This is a genomic window from Candidatus Pelagibacter sp. Uisw_106 (assembly GCF_047724975.1).
Lineage (GTDB): Bacteria > Pseudomonadota > Alphaproteobacteria > Pelagibacterales > Pelagibacteraceae > Pelagibacter.
In genome coordinates this window covers 769157-786550 of sequence record NZ_CP159819.1, presented here as the reverse complement: position 1 = coordinate 786550, position 17394 = coordinate 769157, and the positions used below count along the sequence as shown (strand labels likewise).

Here is a 17394-nt window from a genome sequence, read left to right as displayed (position 1 = left end):
TATTTTTTATTAACCTCCTTTAATTATAGTGTAGCCACATCTTTTACATTCAAGTGTTGTAACTCTATCTGTTGGTCCAAAACCAAACTCAATATTTAACGTTTTGTAGTCATGTATACCCATAAAACAGAGTATTTTTATCATTTTCAAAAACATAATTTTGACACTTTAAATTGTTAAATTTATTTTTGATGGTCAGCAGATAGCTGAAATGATTGCGGTGATTTGAAAAATAACTATACCGCAGAATTAGATAAAGTTCTACAAGTGTTCAGCTATTTTAAACTTATTTAATTAAGTAGAGACCTTTTTAAACTTTTTTTAACTTCATTCATATTTAAACCATTAAACACAATTCAATTAAACACACGATGTAGAATGATATTTAATATTTAGTGGAAATATAATTATTATAATTGATTAACCTTCATTTCATCACTTAAATACCTGATTGGCGGTTGTGGAGTATAGGCTGCCATGTTATTGTTTTTTGATAAGGAGGTCATATGACCAATTTGTATAAAGTTAAAGTTGACGTAGTTGAAAAATCAATATCGTCTAGAGAAGAAATCATCAACGCAGAATCTGCTGATGACGCTAAGAAAAAGGTTATTAGTTATTGCAATGAGCAATTAGTTGATAACGACCGCCTTAAAGAAATAGTAGAGGTAAAAATCAGTACTGCAAAAGACGCTGTCACTGAAATCAAAAATAAAGATTTACCTAACGGCAGACCAGGAAACCCTGTCAGCTTGTAAAATCAATAACTGAGTAAATATGGTCTCGGTTTTGTAGCCGTGGCCATGTTGATTTAATATTCACCAATCGTTAATTGAGTAAGGTCCTTAATCTGTGTATTGTCTATGAATGGCTAAAGTTGCAAAAGATAAGTGGGATAAGGTAATTGAACACTTAACGCATTCAGACAGTGATCTTGAGAAAGTATTAAGTCTATTAAAGGGGTGTGACCAAGGGAATGCATCTAATTATGATGTTAATAGAGTATCTTACTCCTTAAATATTATTGCGATAGTTACACAAAAGCAACTTGATCCAGAAAATAAAGATAAAACACTTACTCATATAATTAGACAGTGGGTTAAATCAAAAGACTTCATCCAATTTTATAATTTGATGAGAAAACAAGAAAATATTACTTGGGATAAAAGTAAACTTGAAGATTACACCAAACAATTAAAGGACCTTTGGTACAGTAAATCGAAATCTAAAAACAAAGAATATTTTAAAAAAATAGACGGATTTAACAAAACAGCTGGGTCAAATCTTTTAGAAAAAGATAACAATGAAGAGCTAAGACCAAAAGCTAAAATAATTGAGAAAACCTTTGATAAAATAAAGCAAAATGAACGACGGTCTCGAACAATCGTTGCATAATACAAACTAGATATAATGATGGATCAGATATTACCCTTTGTTTATATGCTAGGGATACTCTTATTAGTACTCCCAGCTTTTCTACAATCTAATTCTAAATTAAAACAGTTATTAACTAATCTTACTATTTGGATTGTCATTATCCTTATAATTCTAACAATCATCTATTTCATTAAGTAGTAATCATTCCAATATCTAGACACCTGATTAAGGGTTTGTTAGGATTTGGATTGTGAAAAAGATTTTAATAATCATAATTCTGCAAATTTTGAAATGAAATACTCAGATATTAAAAAACATATCCACATTAAAAATAAGAATCTATTAAAATTCTTGAATAAACAAGAAATTGTATGGCTTGAAAAACATTTTAAATTTATAAATGGATTGCTAATGGATCGTATTAAGATTGAAAAGTTAAATACACCTTCTTCCAATTTTAAAAGGTATAAAGATTTTGTAGCCGTTATTAGAAAAGAGAAAGAACCAACTACCGATGAGGAAAAGATTTATTTGAAATTTACTGAATATTTTCAAGATGAAATAAATAAAAAGAACATCAAACCTAAAGATCCTAACATTTTATTTAATGGTGTTCAGATAAATCCAACAGGCTCAATTCCATATTCACAAGAAATGAGTGAAAAATTAGATGCAGAATATGAAGTTGAGAGTTATAGTGAATGGGTTGATGATTGGAAATATAGATAATGATTAGTTGGGTTATAAAGAAACTTGCTAAAATTACAATTTTAGGAAAAATCTTTGAAAAATTAGGGCCTAAATTTCCAACAATTTTATTATTCCTCTTTTTAATATTTATCGCTTTTTATGGTCCGTACGAATATGAAAATTATCTAGAGTTTAATAAAAACTATCCTGGAAATAATGTTGGGCTAATATTAAATTTATTAAGACCTTTTGTTATCATATTAATATTTTTATTTTTTATTCTTTCTGCTTTTGGAGCTGAAAGAGAAAGAAAAAAACGTATAGCTAACGAAGTAGAAGAACTAAGACAAAGAGAAGCAGAATTTAATGTAAAAAAAGAAGCTGCCTTGAAAAGACTTGATGATTTAAAAAACTCATCAGTAGGAAAAATTACCAGTACTGTAGCTACTAAAGAAAGTATAGGTGCACTTGGTGGTGGTACAATAGGTGCTGCGCTTGGTGGATCTTTGGGTGTTGCTGGAAAAATAGTGGGGATAGGTGTTGCTCTTAATGGAGGAATAGTTTTAGCCGGTATTGGTGCGGTTATAGGCTATCTTGGTGTTAAGGCTTTTAAAAAAAATAAAAATACAAAAGATGTGAATCAAAAAATTAAAGAATACGATGAATTGGATAAATGAGTAAGGTTCATTACTTAAATAGCCACATAGAAAAATTTAGAGAAGATAATAAAATCATCATTGATGTGGAAAATATTGGGGATTTAACCCATTATTGTAATTTACATGTAGAAAACAAAAAAGTGACTAAGGTATTTACTAAATGTTTCCACAATAAAGAAACTTACAAAGATTTAATAAAAAAACTACCTGATACTGTTGAACGTTTAGGGCTCTTTTATTTAACGACTGTTTATTGGATTGCTTATACTTGCCACTATCATAATGATAAATTTAATGAAGCTATGGGTCATTGTTTAGATAGTATTGATATGGATGTTCCTGTTTTAAATAGCCCTCACTTTTGTAAAAAAGTATATTATTATCTAAACCCAATTGATGACGTTAAATGTTAGAAGCACTTATAATCATTGAACTAACATTCTTAATATACAATTTTTTTATCGAATAATGAATGATGTAACACAATTTGATTTAGGAACTGTTCTTCCAAAAAATTTCTATGAGTCAAAACAGTTTAAAGAATTAAGGGTTAACTTAGAAACATCAAAAAAATCTTATTTTCTTACTGGTAAGGCAGGAACAGGCAAGTCAACTTTTGTTGAATATTTTAGATTAAATACAAAAAAAAATGTGATGATACTTGCTTATACAGGAATAGTTTCAATAAAATGTAGAGGTAGAACAATTCATTCTTTTTTCGGTTATCCACATCACATACTAAAAAGAAAAGATTGCAAAATATCACGTAATCAAGATTTTTTAAAATCTTTAAATACGCTCATTATAGATGAGGTATCTATGGTAAATCCTAATTTAATGGACGCAATTGACAGGTCTTTAAAAGTAAATAGAGAAAATGATTTGCCATTCGGTGGTGTCCAAATGCTATTTGTTGGAGATGTCTTTCAATTAGCTCCAGTAGCAATAGAAACTGAAAAAGAAGTGTTAGATAAGATGTATCCAGAAGGAAATTTTTTTTATAATTCTAAATGGTTTAAAATATTAGATCCAAAAAGAATGGAGTTTGAAAAAATTTTTAGGCAAAAAGACGAAAATTTTATCCAAAAATTAGAAAATATAAGAAGAAACGAAATAACGAATGAAGTTTTAGATTTTTTTAATCAAAGGGTAATTGATAAAATGGATAAAGATTCTAGTGGTTATCAGGAAAGATTAAGTAAAATTAAACAAAAATATCCAATAACTTTTAGAAATTGGAAAGAAACCGATAACAGCAGCAATCATGAGGCAAAGAATGAAATTAAAATTATATACCCAAATACAGGTAAAAAATGGTCAAAAGATGAAGATGACAAACTAAAAGATTTTTTAAAAAATCAAATATGTGTCAATGAAATATCTGTGACGTTTCAAAGAAAACCATCTGCAATTTCTTCTAGAATAATCAAACTTGAAGATGAAGTTTTTAATTTTTTTTCTAATGGATTAATTTTATTAGCACCCACTAATAAAAGAACTTATCAAGTAAATCATGCACAATTAAAAAATTTAGAATCTCCAGAATTTTCTTATTTGGGAAAAGTGACGGGATCTTTTAAATCAAATGAAATGATGTCAGAAAAAGATTTAAAACTTAAAGTTGGTGCTCAAATAATGCTAACAAAGAATGACCCTAATGGAAGATGGGTTAATGGCACAATAGGTTTTATTGATAAATTAGAAAAGGATAAAATTTATGTAAAACTTGAAAAAAAAATTCTTCAAGTTGAAAAAGTAGTGTGGGAAAAATTTGATTATTTCATTAAGAATAAAAAATTTGAACCTAAAGTAATTGGCACATTTGAACAATACCCAATTAGATTAGCTTGGGCTGCAACCATACATAAATGCCAAGGTCAAACCTTCGATAAAGCTATTATAGATTTTGACTCAGGATCATTTGCTCATGGTATGACCTATGTAGCTTTAAGTAGAGTTAAATCGATAGATGGTCTGTACTTAGTTAGACCTATTAGATTTAGTGATATTAGATTTGACGAAAGAATTTATAAATTCCAAAAGACTGTAGAACTATTTGTATAATTTAATAATTGATTTTAATAATATTTACTATTATTTTTTTATTAAAAAAGTATGATTGATAATTATAATAATGAGCAATTTGTTAAGTAAAAAAATAGACAAAAAAAAATACAAAAAAGCTTTAGATTTTACTTATAAAATACACTTTAAACAAAATCGTAAAGGCACAGGAATTCCTTACTTCACTCACTTAGTATCGGTTAGCAACAATATCATTGAAGATGGTGGGACTACTGATGAAGCTATAGGAGGTTTATTACACGACGCTGTTGAAGATCAAGGTGGATTAAGAGTTTTAAAAGAAATTAAAAAACAGTTTGGTAGTAAAGTTGCTAAAATAGTTGATGAATGTAGTGATACTGTAGTAGCTCCAAAACCACCTTGGCAGGAAAGAAAAAAGAAATACATCTCTGATATTAAGAAAAAAGAGCAATCTTCTATGTTTGTATCCCTTTGTGATAAACTACATAACGGTACCTGTATTGTTAATGATTATAAAAGAGTAGGTAAGAAAATATGGAACAGGTTTACAGCATCTCCTAAGCAAGTTGCCTGGTATTATGAGAGTTTATACAAAGAGTTTTCAAAACATCTAAAAGGTCATAAAGTCCTTAAGGATAACTACTTAATGGTAGTTAAAGAAATTAAGAAAGCAGCTTCTAAATAAAAAACTTCATTTTATAGGCATTTCTACACTTGCCTTATAAGGTCAACTTGTCCTTTAAGGCTTACTTGGTGACCATAGAAATGAATATTGAATTACTGTATCGTCAATTATCAAAAATATAAAATGACAAAAAAACTAAATGATAAAATAAAAGGAATAAGCATAGGGCTTGATAAAAGCACTCAACTTAAAGATCTAAATGGAGTAATTGATGAGTTTAAAAAAGAAACAGATGATAAGCATGAAGTTAAGGTATCGTTAACTTTCGAGACTTCTCAATCTACACTTCACCTAAATAGAATAAGAAAACCTTACTTAACTTTAGCTACTAAAGATGGAAAAGAAGTTAAAAAAGATAAGAAAAAACCAGTTAAAAGTAAAAAAACTTGAAATATATAGTGTTTTTTGATCTTCCAAACTATACGGAAAAAAAGTACTGTTTCTGAATAAAGAGAATGCATTAATGAGCTATTCTTGAAATATTTAGTTTATTAAATGCAGAAATTTATAGATAAAATTAAAATAGTTTCAGAAAAAATTTACGACGAGATAGGCTGTATTAACGAAACACTTCTACAAACTGCCCTATCAATTGAATTGGATAAACTAAAAATTCCACACTTAAGAGAAACAAGCATACAAATTTATTACGACGGACATCCTCTAGGTTTTTTGGAACTTGATTTTGTAGTCTCACCCCACGATGACTTAAAAGAACATTTAATAATTGAAATGAAATTGGCTTCTAAAATTGACGATACAAGCAGGCAACAATTAAAAACACAATTAAGATCTGCACCATTAAACAATCATGAAATAATAAAAAAAATTACACAAGGAATGTTAATTAATTTTAAAAAATCTGAAAAGTACAAAGATGGTGTAAATGAAATACCTGAGGAAAAATTTGATATTGAAGTTTGGGAGTACAAAAAAAATAAATTTAAATTAAAATGAGTATTTTGTTAAATAAAAAATCAATCAAAATTATGTATTCAAACAAAACAGAAAGGATTGTATGACATCACCAATAGAACACGCGCTTATGGTATTATCTGTTAAAATTAAAGATAAATATCAAGATGATAACTTAAATGATCTAATTAGGAAATTAGCTGGCACTTGTACTAACGCAGGATTTCCAGGTGAAGATGGGTTTAGTGGCAAAAATGAATCAAACAAAGAAGTAGCCAAAATAACAAAATTAATAGAAAAATTATAAAAAACTAATGTCCAATACAATTAATATAAGACCGACAGTAGGATATTTAAGTACTATTTCTAGAATAAATTATACCCCTTATCATGCTATGGCTGAGTTTGTTGATAATTCTATACAGAGTTATGTAGATAACAAATTAAAATTAAGGAAATTACATAATAATTATAAATTAAAAATTGAGATTTATGTAAGTAGTTCAGTAATTGAGATTAGAGATAATGCAGCCGGTATTAATGAGGAAAATTATGAAAGAGCATTTCAAGCAGCAAGAAGACCGAAAAAAACTTCAGGACTGTCCGAATTTGGTATGGGAATGAAAACAGCCGCATGTTGGTTTTCTAATTTATGGGGGGTTAAATCTAAAGCCATCGGAGAGGATTTTGCTACAGAAGCAAAATTTGATATAAAAAAAATAACAGAAGAATTAAATGAAAGATTAGCTTTTAAGAAAGCTAAAATGCCTAAAAACACTCACTACACTATTGTGACATTAAAAGACATAATTCACACAGTTAAAGGTAGAGATGTTGAAAAAGTTAAAGATCATCTAGCTTCAATGTATAGGTCTTATATTGAAAAAAATGAAATAGAAATTAGATATAATGGAACAATATTAAAACACAGAGGTTTTAAAATTTTAAAAGCTCCTAGTTACAAAGACTTAGATGATGAAATAATTAATCCTAAAAAAATTTTATGGAAAAAAAAATTTGAATTCAGCTTTCCTTTGGGTTGTGAACATAAAAAACACAGTGTTAAAGGTTTTGCTGCAATTATGGAGGTAACTAAAAAAGGAGACACAAAAAAAGCTGGGTTTTCTGTCTTTAGAAGAGAGAGAATGTTATTTGGTAGTGATGAAGAAGCTTGGAGACCTACAAAACTTGTTAGACAAGATGGTTCATCAATTGCAAGAAGACTGTTTGGAGAATTATATTTTGATGACGAAATAGAAGTAACCCATACCAAAGATAATTTAAATTGGACAAATGATGAAAAAGAGGCCTTTTTAACAAAATTAAAATCGGTTATTGATTCTGATGATATGCCATTAATTAGACAGGCAGATAGATTTAGAAAAGAACACACTCCCGAAATAAGAACAACATTTGAAAAAGCTGGCAACTCATCTATAGTGCAATTATCTAAAGCGATGTCTATTATTGATAAAATGAAAGATATTAAAGTTGTAAAAATACCAACAGAACTTCCTAAAACAAAATCAAAACCTACAAAAATAAGATCTAGAAGTATTAATTTTCATGGAGAGAAATGGACAATCGATATCATATTAAATAACGACAAAGAAACAGAAAATAAAAAATGGCTTGACTATAGCTTTGATAAAAAAGGTATAAAAAATAAACAAGTACAAATTCAAATATTAATGCAAAAGGGATTTAGTTCTCAATATTTTGGAAATGATGAAAAAGAAATAGAAGGTATGCTTTCATTATTGTGTTACATTGTACTTGCTGAAGTAATTGGAAAAGAAAGAGGTTTTAAAGATACTCATATGGTTAGGGAGTATATAAATGCAATAATAGATTCTGTGCCACCAACAATAAATTAGAAAATGTTAGAAAATAAAATTATAGAAATAAACCAACCTTTAGAAAGTCCAACTTCTAATAAGAACGCCACGTGGACACCACTCAGTAACGGTGAAATTTTCACAAGTTATCTAGATAGCAAAGAAGGTATTAATGAGGAAGATAAACAGAACCTAATGACGGGTAGTGTTAAATTGCTAAGTAAATGTATAGATCCAAACAATATTACAGAAGAAAATTTAAATTCAACTGGGCTTTGCTTTGGACAAATCCAAAGTGGAAAAACAACCTCGATGGAAGCAGTTTTTACTTTAGCTGCTGATAATAATTTTAAAATTTTAATTCTTCTTACTGGAAGTGTTGGGCCTTTGGTTGTTCAAAATACTGGAAGAATAGATAATATTTTAGAGTCTAGAAAATTTGAAGTTTTAAGAAATGTTGAATCAGAGTGGGATAGTATGAGAAATTTAGAAATTTTAAAGTCAAATCTCATGGATTGGCTCAACCCTGAAATTCCTGAAGAAGAAAAAAAAACTTTAGTTATACTATCTATGAAAAATCCATCCAGAATCGAAACAATCACAGAACTATTTATGGATGCATCTAATAACGATCCATTAAAATACTCTAAGATCCCAACATTAATAGTTGATGATGAATGTGACCATCATTCCCTAAATCCACAAGCAAAAAAAAATGACCCAGAATTAAAAGATGACAATGAGTTATATGAAATTAAATCAAATGATACACTTGAAGATATTTTAGAAAGAGCCAACTTTGATAATCCTGATGATTTATACCAAATTAATCCTGGTATTGACCTAAAAAATAAATTTGATGAACAGGTTGGTGAAAGAATTAATCTTGAATATTTAGGAACGCCTACTCATTTTAAAATTACTGCAATGAGAAAATTGTTTCAGTTTCACTCATTTCTAGGATATACGGCAACTCCAAATGCAACATTGATAATAAATACTTTTAACAATTTATCCCCGTCTTTTGGTGAAATAATAAAGCCTGGTAAAGATTATACAGGATTGGAATATTTTTTTTCTACAAGAACTAAAATAAATCAATGTGTTGAAGAAATAGAAGAGACAATTAGGGATTACGAAATATCAGCAACCGAATGTCCTCAAAGCCTTAATGATGCTTATTTATATTTTTTAACTTGTGTATCTTGTGGCATTTATCAAGATCGTGACAAAGTAAAAACAGGACATTCAAGACAAAATATGTCAATGATAATTCATCCTGCTGGTACAACTCGTCACCACAGGATATATTTAAATTGGATAAAGGGTCTACAGGATAAATTTCGTTTTGCTTTACAAAATAAAAATGATGATCAGTTTAAAGATCTAGAAAAAGAAATTAAATTACACTTAGATAAAATCAAGAAAAATTCAAAATCAAAAATTCCAGAAATCGATGAAAAATTTTGGCGAATATTTAAAAGTGCAGATTGTTTAGGTCGTACGCCGTATCCATTTAATCGTGCTGAAGGAAGAAAAAGTATACCTTCTGTAGATTATAGAAGAAATTATGCAAATATCTTAGTAGGAGGTTTTGGACTTGATAGAGGCTATACAGTTGAGGGTTTGACGGTAACTTATCTTTGTAGATCACTGGGTGTTAAACAGGAAGACACTTTATTACAAAGAGCAAGGTTTATGGGGTACCAGAAAAAAAACTCTGATTTTTTAAGACTATGGTTTACTGTTGATGTCCTTAATTTTTTTGAAGGTGAGTATGATAGAAATAAAAGTCTTATGAAATTTTTAGATAGATTTTTACAATCTAATCAAAATCTAAAAAATATGAGACGTTTTTGGTTTGGTAGAGAAAGAACTAGTTTTAAATTAACTAGACCAGGAATAAATAACAGTTTGTATCTAGTCAATAGAGCAGAACCTTACACTGCCTCTGTAAGATGCAGATATTCTCATTTACTAGATGATACTCAGTTAAATATAAATAGAAATATTTATGAAATACTCACTACTAATTTTAATAGTAATTTTAAACAATTATCTAAAATACAAGCAATAAAAGACAGGCATCCATGGGCAGAATCTCAAGATATATTAATAATGGAAAATGTTCCATTAGGTGAAATCTTGAGGGAAATTTTAAGTAAATTTGAATTTGAAACCAGAGACTTAAATAGATTTAGTATTTTAATGGGAATGATTGAAAATTTTTTAGATCCTATACAGGGTGATAAGGAGACGGATGATCAATTTCTTGAAAGAAAATTAAAAAGAGAAAATGTCAAATGTCCTATAATGATATTTAGAAAAGATGAGGATAGTAAAAGATCACCGTACATTAGAGACAGAGATAAAGAGCCATTACCAACAATAGAAAAGATAAAAAATGGGCCTGTAACATCTGGAGCTGGTCAAAGTACTGGTTATGAGAAAGATTCCCATAAAGACAAAAGTTTATTTCCTGGAGATGTTAGAATCCATTGGGATTTTTTGAATGGTATTACAAATAATGAAGAATCTTTAGAAATTCCTACTCTTCAAATACATCAGATTACAGTCACATCAGAAAAAAATGGTAAAGGTGACCCCATTGCTATTAAAATTCCCTATCTAAGTTTTTTTATGCCAAGATCAATTTTTGTTGAAAGTATATACGGTGTAACTAGATGAGTTTACTAAAGATATACAAAAAATTAAAAAAACCCGAAAATACAAATAAAAACTCATTCAATACGGAGAATTTAAAAAAATCAAATAACCATTATATAGGTATTAATGGTTTGGGACATATTGCAATACTGTTTTGCACAACAAGTCCCAAAGGGAAAGAAGAAAATATTCAAAATCTACAACTTCACCATGGAATGCAGGCAACAATAAAATTTAATGGAAAAGAATCCAAAAAAAAATTTAGTATATTAAGATGTACCTCTAAGGAAGAAAGATTAAGAGAAATTTTTTTAAGTTCTTTAAATAATATTATTGAAAATATAGCTGAAACAATTTCTGAAAAAGAAATTTACGAAAAAACGAAGAGTTTAATCGAGTTATATAAACAAATTTCAAAAAGTAAAAATTATGATTTAATTGGATTTTGGGGAGAGTTATTTATTATCAAAATTTTAAATTCAAAAGAATTATTAATTGAGGCTTTTCACCCAAAAATAAATGATACATTTGATTTCTTTCTAGAAAATAAAGCACTAGAAATTAAGTCTACAACCTCAAACGACCGAAAACATATTTTTTCATTTGATCAATTAAATTCTAAGAATAATATAATTATTATTGGTTCTGTAATGCTAAGAAAATCTAGAACTGGTATTTCATTATTAGATTTAAAAAATGATATCCTTAAAGATATTGGTAAAAAATATTTAAAAGAAAAACTGCAGGAAATTTATGATATTTATACTGGATCAAAGACACAAAAAGAATTAAATGATATAAAGTATAACTTTAAATATTCAAAAGATAATCTTAAATTTTTTGACTCTACAAAAGTTCCCAGGATTAAAGAAACACCCATGTATGGAGTTAAAAATATAAAATTCGTGTCAGACCTTAATAGTGCTGAATCAATTAGTAAACTATCTGATTATGAATTTTTAAAATAATTGTTTTTTTATTTCCTTAGATATAACTTTAGTTAATAATGGTGGTACAGCATTTCCAACTAATCTCCATTGATCTTTAAAATTACCTGTCAATTTATAATTATCTGGAAAAGTTTGTATTCTCTTAATTTCATTGATTCTTAAAAATCTATTCTTCCAATGAAAGGGTCCCATGTTATTTGAAAAACTTGCTTGAATTGTCCATGAAGGTTCTTTAGGTGAAAGTTTTAATAAAAAAGACCAATAACGCGATCTCCATTTAAACTCTGGTTTAGGATGACCCCTTTCTTTAGTAAAATAAAGATAATTTTCCCCTGGTGGAATTAATTTTAAGAGATGTTTGTGCTTAGAGCCTGCTAAATTATTTTTATCTTCTGGTAATGGTATATCTAGATCACCTATAGCTTCCTTACAATTAATCCACTCTTTTTTATTACCACTAAATAAATCTAATTTTTTTTTACTTATATGAGTGTTATCTGGAAACTTGAATGTCCCATACTCCTTTAATGACCCAACACATATAAATCTTTGTCTAATTTGTGGTATACCATAATCAGCACAATTAATAACTTTGTAGGATAAATTATAACCAATTTTTTTACATTCAGATTCAAAAAAATCTAATGCAGGTTTATGAGGTTTAAAAAAAAAACCATGTACATTTTCAAAGAAAAATACTTTAGGTCTAATAATTTTTAGAGCCTTACAAAAATAAACTAAAGTATAAGAATCTTCATCTTCAAGTGCTCTTTTTTTTTCCTTAATATAAAACCTTGATTTTGAATAAGGTGGACATGGTGGACCACCTACAATGCAATCAACCTTGCCTTTAAATTTTGTAAAATCTACATCTTTAATATTGGAACATATTACATTTTTTGAAATCTTATTTTCCTTGAGTGTATCACAAGCAACTTGCCAATTGTCTATAGCAGCATAAGTTTCAAAAGAATTACTTTTAAAACCAATATCAATACCACCTGCACCAGAAAATAAACTTAATATTTTTTTCATTACTTTATGGTTATTTAATATTATACTTAAGTTATGGTTACCAGCTCGTTCTTTGATAATTTAAAAAATAAAAATTTTAAATTAGTGGTTGAAAACAAAACCAATCCTTACAAGTTTATCTATAAGGGTAATAAATTTTCAGTTTGTCTCAACAATATTGGCTTTGCCTATAGAACAAATTTAGACGAATACAGGGTGCAAATAGCTGAGCGAAATAGAATCAAATTAAAAGAATATCACCTGGATGGGTATTGGGCCTTGATATTTGGCTATCATAAAAAATCTGGAACGTTCACTGCTTGGGATAATAAGCTTTTATTTAGTTCGAGGGCAAAAAATAGATCTTTATATACAAGAGATAGCATCTGCAATAGAGCTAATGACACTGGAATTGAACATTATAGGTATACTGACCATTTAATAAAGGAAGAAACAGTTGCAGTAACTATGACTGGAAAAAATCTCTCTAAATATTTTGACCAAATAAAAACATTGAATGTTCATCAATATAGAAGCTTCATCAGCTTCAATCGAAATTTATAAATTTGCTGCTAAGTAATTAACCATTGCCTTACCTAATAAGGGAGGCACAGCATTACCTATTTGTTTTTGAATAGATCTTCTATTTCCAAAAAATTTATAATTTTTGGGAAAAGTTTGTATTGCAGCTATTTCGGGCACTCTTAATCTCCTATTATCCCAATGAAAAGGTCCAACCCATGGACCAGGTTGTGCTGCGATTGTCCACGAAGGTAGATCGGATTTTAGTTTAAGCAGAAAATTCCAAAACCTTGTATTTTTTTTAAAATTAGATTGTTTTCCATCACATAATGATAAATAATTTTTACCAGGCATCACTTTCATTAATTCTTTATAAAAGGTTCCCAGCTCGGCATTTTCTTGTTCTTCACTATATTTATTACTAGAAAATTCTTTTATGTGACTGCCAACCGTTTCGTGAGGTTTTAAGTTACTATCAAACAAGTCTTCTTTTTTGGGATCGAAGTGCGTTTTTTTTGGATCTTCTAAAGAAAAGTCATTTTTAGAGCCAAAGAAAAAAACTCTTTTCCGTTTTTGTGGCACACCATAATCTAGAGCATTGGTTCTAACCATTTTAAATTTATAATCCAATTTTTTTGTTGATTGAATAATATTATCAACTGCACTTTTGTTTACAGGATGTAAAATACTTTCAACATTTTCAATTAAAAATCCATCAGGATTAAGTTTTTTAACATAATGAAAAAAATCATTTATACAGTTTCTAGGATCTTTTGTAATCTTTCGGTTTTCATGTTTGACCCAATAGCCATTTTTAGAAAAAGGTTGGCAAGGTGGTCCACCAATTAATATGGTCTTTTTATTACTTAAATATTCCTCTAATTTTTCTGGTTCCTCATTTTTTACATCTTGATGAAGTATTTTAGTTTTAGAAAATTCTTTGTTTAGTTTTAATGTTTCTGTTGAGTCAAAGTCATTATCTACAGAGACTTTAACCTCTATATTATTTAATTTACAGCCAAGGTCTAATCCACCCGCACCACTAAATAGGCTAATAGCTTGTATGTTTTTTTTATTCATAAGAGAATCACTATATTATACATTTTTAAAATTCTTTTTTTAAACAAAATTCAGGCTTAGTAGGGACAAAGATTGATGATCTAAGTAGAATCATGCATTGGATTTCATTCCTTTTCACCCGTTTACGTTTCTTTTCATTGTTCTCCTCTTTACGTAAACTCCTTGATAAGAGAAGGGGTGAAACCATTACTAACTACAAATTACTTTCCCTTAAAAATACAACCAACAATAGGAGTTTTGATATATGGAAATAAACGGTATTAATAAATACTGTCATGTAAGCGCTTACATTGCTTATGATAACTGCAGCCCAGTTTACAAACAAACCTTCAAGTTTGAACTCAGTCCAAGCACCCATAACAGCATCATTTGGGAGAAAATAATCAAAATACTCAAGAAAAATGGAATAAATGTGGAGCTTAAATCATGAAGCGCTTCTTAATTTTTGTTTCAGCTCATTTGGTTTTGTTTCTATTAGTTATAGCCTATCAAGCTCAAGCAGATCATGAGGAATGGACCATCGATCAATTTAACAGCTTAGCCTATGCCAGAGTATCAGGTGAAATTACTCATGGGGATTCATTGAATTTTTTTATTTCATCAGAAGATGATTGTGCAAAAATTTATAATAACTTTACTTTTTATACTTATGAAAAACCTGGAGATATTAAGCAACTAATAGACAAAAATATTCCTATAAAGATTAACGGTGTAGATGTAACAGCAAATGTTATTAGTGTTTCACCTTTTTTAATGGGATACAGGGTATCGTTTAGCTTGGGTACATTTCCTATTAAAGAATACATGCATTTTTTAAAAGAATTCTATGATGAATTTCAGAAGTATGAAATTGAGATAGTAGATGGGGTCGATTTTAAAGCAGCTAAGTATTTTGACATAACTACTAATAATTGGAAATTAGATAAGCTTGTTCCATCCGTCTTAGAGGCCAATAAGCTATGTAAAACTCTTAATGATTTGGATAGTTAGATAATGTTAAGAATTATTTTACTTATCTTATTGTTATTACCAACAACCTCTAACGCTGATCAAGGTTTAAAAATCTCATGTCTTAATATGAAATATGTAGTCATTGGAAGAAAGCATGACCCTTTAAAATTTACAATGCAAGCTGTAGGACTTGAATATTTTGATAAAGAGAAGGGTGAATTTATCATGATTGAAGCTAATAAATTAGATATTGGTGAAAACCAGATAACTGCAAGGTTTGCAGATTATGAATTAGGCTTTCAAATGATTTTGCTTGATGGAGATACAAAGCCTAGCATGACATTATCAAAGTATGATTACAAAAATGATAGGTTTTTAGAGCATTATAAATGTGATGTTGAAAAGACAAATATTGAATAAAATTTGTGAAGGTGTTTTCTGATACTAGTTGCTTCAGAATGGGCTTTTATAAACAATATTTTGCAACAAAGTTGCAATATTAAAAGGTAAAAGTTTCAACTGAATTACAACCTATCTAGAACCTAAATTTTTTGTTAAGATAAAAATTAGTGCAAAATGCTTTAAAAATAACCTGTCCAAACTGCCAAAAAGAATTCGATGCCGGTAGTGCATTTAATTCTCATTTTGAAAAAAAAAAATTAGAAAATGAAAAAATTTTAAAGGAATCTCAGATTGAAGCCAAAAAATACAAATCCCAATTAGATAATAATAAAAAAGAAATAGAAAAAGCCAAAATTGATGCTGCAAAAAATGCTGAAGAAGAAGCAGCTAAAAAATACAAATCTCAATTAGCCAACAGTCAAAAAGAAATAGAAAAAGCTAAAATTGATGCTGCGAAAAATGCTGAAGAAGAAGCTGCTAAAAAATATAAAACTCAATTAGCCAACAGTCAAAAAGAAATAGAAAAAGCCAAAATTGATGCTGCAAAAAATGCTGAAGAAGAAGCAGCTAAAAAATATAAAACTCAATTAGCCAACAGTCAAAAAGAAATAGAAAAAGCCAAAATTGATGCTGCAAAAAATGCTGAAGAAGAAGCAGCTAAAAAATACAAAGCTCAATTAGCCAACAGTCAAAAAGAAATAGAAAAAGCCAAAATTGATGCTGCGAAAAATGAGGAACTTAAAGCCCAAAAATTAGCAAGAGAAGTAAAAAAAAAAAATGATGCTGAAATTCTAAAGATAAAAAGAGAAAGCGAAATAACTAATAAAAGATTAAAGGACAATACAGATAAAATGAATTCAGTAATGTCAAACCAAAAGTCTGAGTTAAAAGGCGAAATCCAAGAAGAAAATTTACAAGAATTCTTAAAAAGAAAATTCCCAGATGATAACGTAGATGAGATCAAAAAAGGAGCTAAAGGGGGCGACTGTATATTAACGATAAATTATAAAGGAAAAAAAAATATTGCAAAAATTTATTTTGAAAGCAAAGACACTACAAGTTTTAATGAAAAGTGGTGTGATAAACTATTAAACGATATGAAAGATAAAGGGATTGGAAATGGAATAATTGTTGCTTCAACTGCATGTCTACCAACTGACATGGATAAATATACAAGCTATGTAGAGAGACATGGAAACTCAATTACCATTATTCCGATGGATGAACAAATAATACATGCAATAGTTAGTAAAATCAGGTCAATTTTAATTTTTAAAACTAGAGAAAATAAAGATAATGAAATTCCTGATGTCATGAAAAAATGTTGGGCAAATCTTAATAGTCCTAATTTTCAACTACCTATAAAAAGTATGGTTAATGAAATAAAAACTATGGAAAAAATTTTTTCACAAGAACGAACATCTTTTGAAAGAATGTCGGCCAACAAAGCTAAAACTATTAATGGAGTAAAAACAAATCTAGTAGAAATAGTGACTTCTTTTACTAGAACTGTTGGAGATATATTTCCGCAAGACTTATTAGAGCATAAAGATGATAGGCTTGATGATGAATAAACAAAATATAACTAATCCCAAGAT

General features: G+C 28.6%; 20 protein-coding genes. 17 read left to right on the top strand and 3 right to left on the bottom strand.

Annotated elements, in window-relative coordinates; all coding sequences use genetic code 11:
• Positions 1–9 precede the first annotated feature (9 nt).
• Positions 10–144 (bottom strand): hypothetical protein, encoded by a 135-nt coding sequence (locus ABXT45_RS04385; protein ID WP_415277767.1) that lies wholly within the window; start codon positions 142–144, stop codon positions 10–12.
• A 362-nt stretch (positions 145–506) separates the two neighbouring features.
• Between ABXT45_RS04385 and ABXT45_RS04380 the strand changes: the two genes are divergently transcribed.
• The 13 genes from ABXT45_RS04380 to ABXT45_RS04320 all read left to right on the top strand — a co-directional run bounded on the left by ABXT45_RS04380 (position 507) and on the right by ABXT45_RS04320 (position 11845).
• A complete protein-coding gene (locus ABXT45_RS04380; RefSeq protein ID WP_415277766.1) occupies positions 507–758 on the top strand; it encodes a hypothetical protein in 252 nt (83 codons plus the stop codon).
• Positions 759–867: 109 nt separating this feature from the next.
• Positions 868–1395: a hypothetical protein gene (locus ABXT45_RS04375; protein WP_415312903.1), complete on the top strand. Its 528-nt coding sequence runs from the start codon at positions 868–870 to the stop codon at positions 1393–1395.
• A 225-nt stretch (positions 1396–1620) separates the two neighbouring features.
• Positions 1621–2106 (top strand): hypothetical protein, encoded by a 486-nt coding sequence (locus ABXT45_RS04370; RefSeq protein ID WP_415312902.1) that lies wholly within the window; start codon positions 1621–1623, stop codon positions 2104–2106.
• Complete coding sequence (locus tag ABXT45_RS04365) at positions 2106–2744, top strand: hypothetical protein (RefSeq protein ID WP_415312901.1); 639 nt, start codon at positions 2106–2108, stop codon at positions 2742–2744. The genes ABXT45_RS04370 and ABXT45_RS04365 overlap by 1 nt, the downstream gene beginning before the upstream one ends.
• Positions 2741–3139 (top strand): hypothetical protein, encoded by a 399-nt coding sequence (locus ABXT45_RS04360; RefSeq protein WP_415312900.1) that lies wholly within the window; start codon positions 2741–2743, stop codon positions 3137–3139. The genes ABXT45_RS04365 and ABXT45_RS04360 overlap by 4 nt, the downstream gene beginning before the upstream one ends.
• Before the next feature lie 55 nt (positions 3140–3194).
• Positions 3195–4790 carry an ATP-dependent DNA helicase gene (locus ABXT45_RS04355; RefSeq protein WP_415312899.1) on the top strand — a complete coding sequence of 532 codons (1596 nt, stop codon included), beginning with the start codon at positions 3195–3197 and terminating at the stop codon, positions 4788–4790.
• A gap of 70 nt (positions 4791–4860) precedes the next feature.
• Positions 4861–5457, top strand: coding sequence for an HD domain-containing protein (locus tag ABXT45_RS04350; protein ID WP_415312898.1), 597 nt, complete (start codon positions 4861–4863; stop codon positions 5455–5457).
• 123 nt (positions 5458–5580) lie between these two features.
• On the top strand, positions 5581–5847 hold the full coding sequence (locus ABXT45_RS04345) for a hypothetical protein (RefSeq protein ID WP_415312897.1): 267 nt from the start codon (positions 5581–5583) through the stop codon (positions 5845–5847).
• Positions 5848–5952: 105 nt separating this feature from the next.
• Positions 5953–6414 (top strand): GxxExxY protein, encoded by a 462-nt coding sequence (locus ABXT45_RS04340; RefSeq protein WP_415312896.1) that lies wholly within the window; start codon positions 5953–5955, stop codon positions 6412–6414.
• Positions 6415–6475: 61 nt separating this feature from the next.
• Complete coding sequence (locus tag ABXT45_RS04335; RefSeq protein WP_415312895.1) at positions 6476–6679, top strand: hypothetical protein; 204 nt, start codon at positions 6476–6478, stop codon at positions 6677–6679.
• 7 nt (positions 6680–6686) lie between these two features.
• Positions 6687–8249, top strand: a complete 1563-nt coding sequence (locus ABXT45_RS04330) for an ATP-binding protein (RefSeq protein WP_415312894.1) — start codon at positions 6687–6689, stop codon at positions 8247–8249.
• 3 nt (positions 8250–8252) lie between these two features.
• A complete protein-coding gene (locus ABXT45_RS04325; RefSeq protein WP_415312893.1) occupies positions 8253–10898 on the top strand; it encodes a Z1 domain-containing protein in 2646 nt (881 codons plus the stop codon).
• Positions 10895–11845 carry a PD-(D/E)XK motif protein gene (locus ABXT45_RS04320; RefSeq protein WP_415312892.1) on the top strand — a complete coding sequence of 317 codons (951 nt, stop codon included), beginning with the start codon at positions 10895–10897 and terminating at the stop codon, positions 11843–11845. The genes ABXT45_RS04325 and ABXT45_RS04320 overlap by 4 nt, the downstream gene beginning before the upstream one ends.
• Here the strand turns inward: ABXT45_RS04320 and ABXT45_RS04315 are convergent.
• A complete protein-coding gene (locus tag ABXT45_RS04315) occupies positions 11837–12862 on the bottom strand; it encodes a DNA cytosine methyltransferase (RefSeq protein ID WP_415312891.1) in 1026 nt (341 codons plus the stop codon). The two genes, ABXT45_RS04320 and ABXT45_RS04315, sit on opposite strands and share 9 nt — an antisense overlap.
• A gap of 84 nt (positions 12863–12946) precedes the next feature.
• Between ABXT45_RS04315 and ABXT45_RS04310 the strand changes: the two genes are divergently transcribed.
• Entirely contained in the window at positions 12947–13405 is a 459-nt protein-coding gene (locus ABXT45_RS04310; protein WP_415312890.1) for a hypothetical protein, read from the top strand.
• Here the strand turns inward: ABXT45_RS04310 and ABXT45_RS04305 are convergent.
• Positions 13400–14443, bottom strand: coding sequence for a DNA cytosine methyltransferase (locus ABXT45_RS04305; protein ID WP_415312889.1), 1044 nt, complete (start codon positions 14441–14443; stop codon positions 13400–13402). The two genes, ABXT45_RS04310 and ABXT45_RS04305, sit on opposite strands and share 6 nt — an antisense overlap.
• Before the next feature lie 426 nt (positions 14444–14869).
• Here ABXT45_RS04305 and ABXT45_RS04300 point away from each other — a divergent pair, with 426 nt between their 5' ends.
• The 3 genes from ABXT45_RS04300 (at position 14870) to ABXT45_RS04290 (ending at position 17370) form a co-directional block, all read left to right on the top strand.
• Complete coding sequence (locus ABXT45_RS04300; RefSeq protein WP_415312888.1) at positions 14870–15433, top strand: hypothetical protein; 564 nt, start codon at positions 14870–14872, stop codon at positions 15431–15433.
• Positions 15434–15436: 3 nt separating this feature from the next.
• Entirely contained in the window at positions 15437–15814 is a 378-nt protein-coding gene (locus tag ABXT45_RS04295) for a hypothetical protein (RefSeq protein WP_415312887.1), read from the top strand.
• Between the two features lie 149 nt (positions 15815–15963).
• The gene (locus ABXT45_RS04290) at positions 15964–17370 is read left to right on the top strand and encodes a DUF2130 domain-containing protein (RefSeq protein WP_415312886.1); all 1407 of its coding nucleotides are present in this window, start codon (positions 15964–15966) and stop codon (positions 17368–17370) included.
• The last annotated feature ends 24 nt before the right edge of the window (positions 17371–17394 follow it).

What these genes read in the sequence shown, in the direction of transcription:
- ABXT45_RS04385 (WP_415277767.1), bottom strand. Translation starts at nt 144, where the DNA reads ATGATAAAAATACTCTGTTTTATGGGTATACATGACTACAAAACGTTA.
- ABXT45_RS04380 (WP_415277766.1), top strand. Translation starts at nt 507, where the DNA reads ATGACCAATTTGTATAAAGTTAAAGTTGACGTAGTTGAAAAATCAATA.
- ABXT45_RS04375 (WP_415312903.1), top strand. Translation starts at nt 868, where the DNA reads ATGGCTAAAGTTGCAAAAGATAAGTGGGATAAGGTAATTGAACACTTA.
- ABXT45_RS04365 (WP_415312901.1), top strand. Translation starts at nt 2,106, where the DNA reads ATGATTAGTTGGGTTATAAAGAAACTTGCTAAAATTACAATTTTAGGA.
- ABXT45_RS04360 (WP_415312900.1), top strand. Translation starts at nt 2,741, where the DNA reads ATGAGTAAGGTTCATTACTTAAATAGCCACATAGAAAAATTTAGAGAA.
- ABXT45_RS04355 (WP_415312899.1), top strand. Translation starts at nt 3,195, where the DNA reads ATGAATGATGTAACACAATTTGATTTAGGAACTGTTCTTCCAAAAAAT.
- ABXT45_RS04350 (WP_415312898.1), top strand. Translation starts at nt 4,861, where the DNA reads ATGAGCAATTTGTTAAGTAAAAAAATAGACAAAAAAAAATACAAAAAA.
- ABXT45_RS04345 (WP_415312897.1), top strand. Translation starts at nt 5,581, where the DNA reads ATGACAAAAAAACTAAATGATAAAATAAAAGGAATAAGCATAGGGCTT.
- ABXT45_RS04340 (WP_415312896.1), top strand. Translation starts at nt 5,953, where the DNA reads ATGCAGAAATTTATAGATAAAATTAAAATAGTTTCAGAAAAAATTTAC.
- ABXT45_RS04335 (WP_415312895.1), top strand. Translation starts at nt 6,476, where the DNA reads ATGACATCACCAATAGAACACGCGCTTATGGTATTATCTGTTAAAATT.
- ABXT45_RS04330 (WP_415312894.1), top strand. Translation starts at nt 6,687, where the DNA reads ATGTCCAATACAATTAATATAAGACCGACAGTAGGATATTTAAGTACT.
- ABXT45_RS04325 (WP_415312893.1), top strand. Translation starts at nt 8,253, where the DNA reads ATGTTAGAAAATAAAATTATAGAAATAAACCAACCTTTAGAAAGTCCA.
- ABXT45_RS04320 (WP_415312892.1), top strand. Translation starts at nt 10,895, where the DNA reads ATGAGTTTACTAAAGATATACAAAAAATTAAAAAAACCCGAAAATACA.
- ABXT45_RS04315 (WP_415312891.1), bottom strand. Translation starts at nt 12,862, where the DNA reads ATGAAAAAAATATTAAGTTTATTTTCTGGTGCAGGTGGTATTGATATT.
- ABXT45_RS04305 (WP_415312889.1), bottom strand. Translation starts at nt 14,443, where the DNA reads ATGAATAAAAAAAACATACAAGCTATTAGCCTATTTAGTGGTGCGGGT.
- ABXT45_RS04300 (WP_415312888.1), top strand. Translation starts at nt 14,870, where the DNA reads ATGAAGCGCTTCTTAATTTTTGTTTCAGCTCATTTGGTTTTGTTTCTA.
- ABXT45_RS04295 (WP_415312887.1), top strand. Translation starts at nt 15,437, where the DNA reads ATGTTAAGAATTATTTTACTTATCTTATTGTTATTACCAACAACCTCT.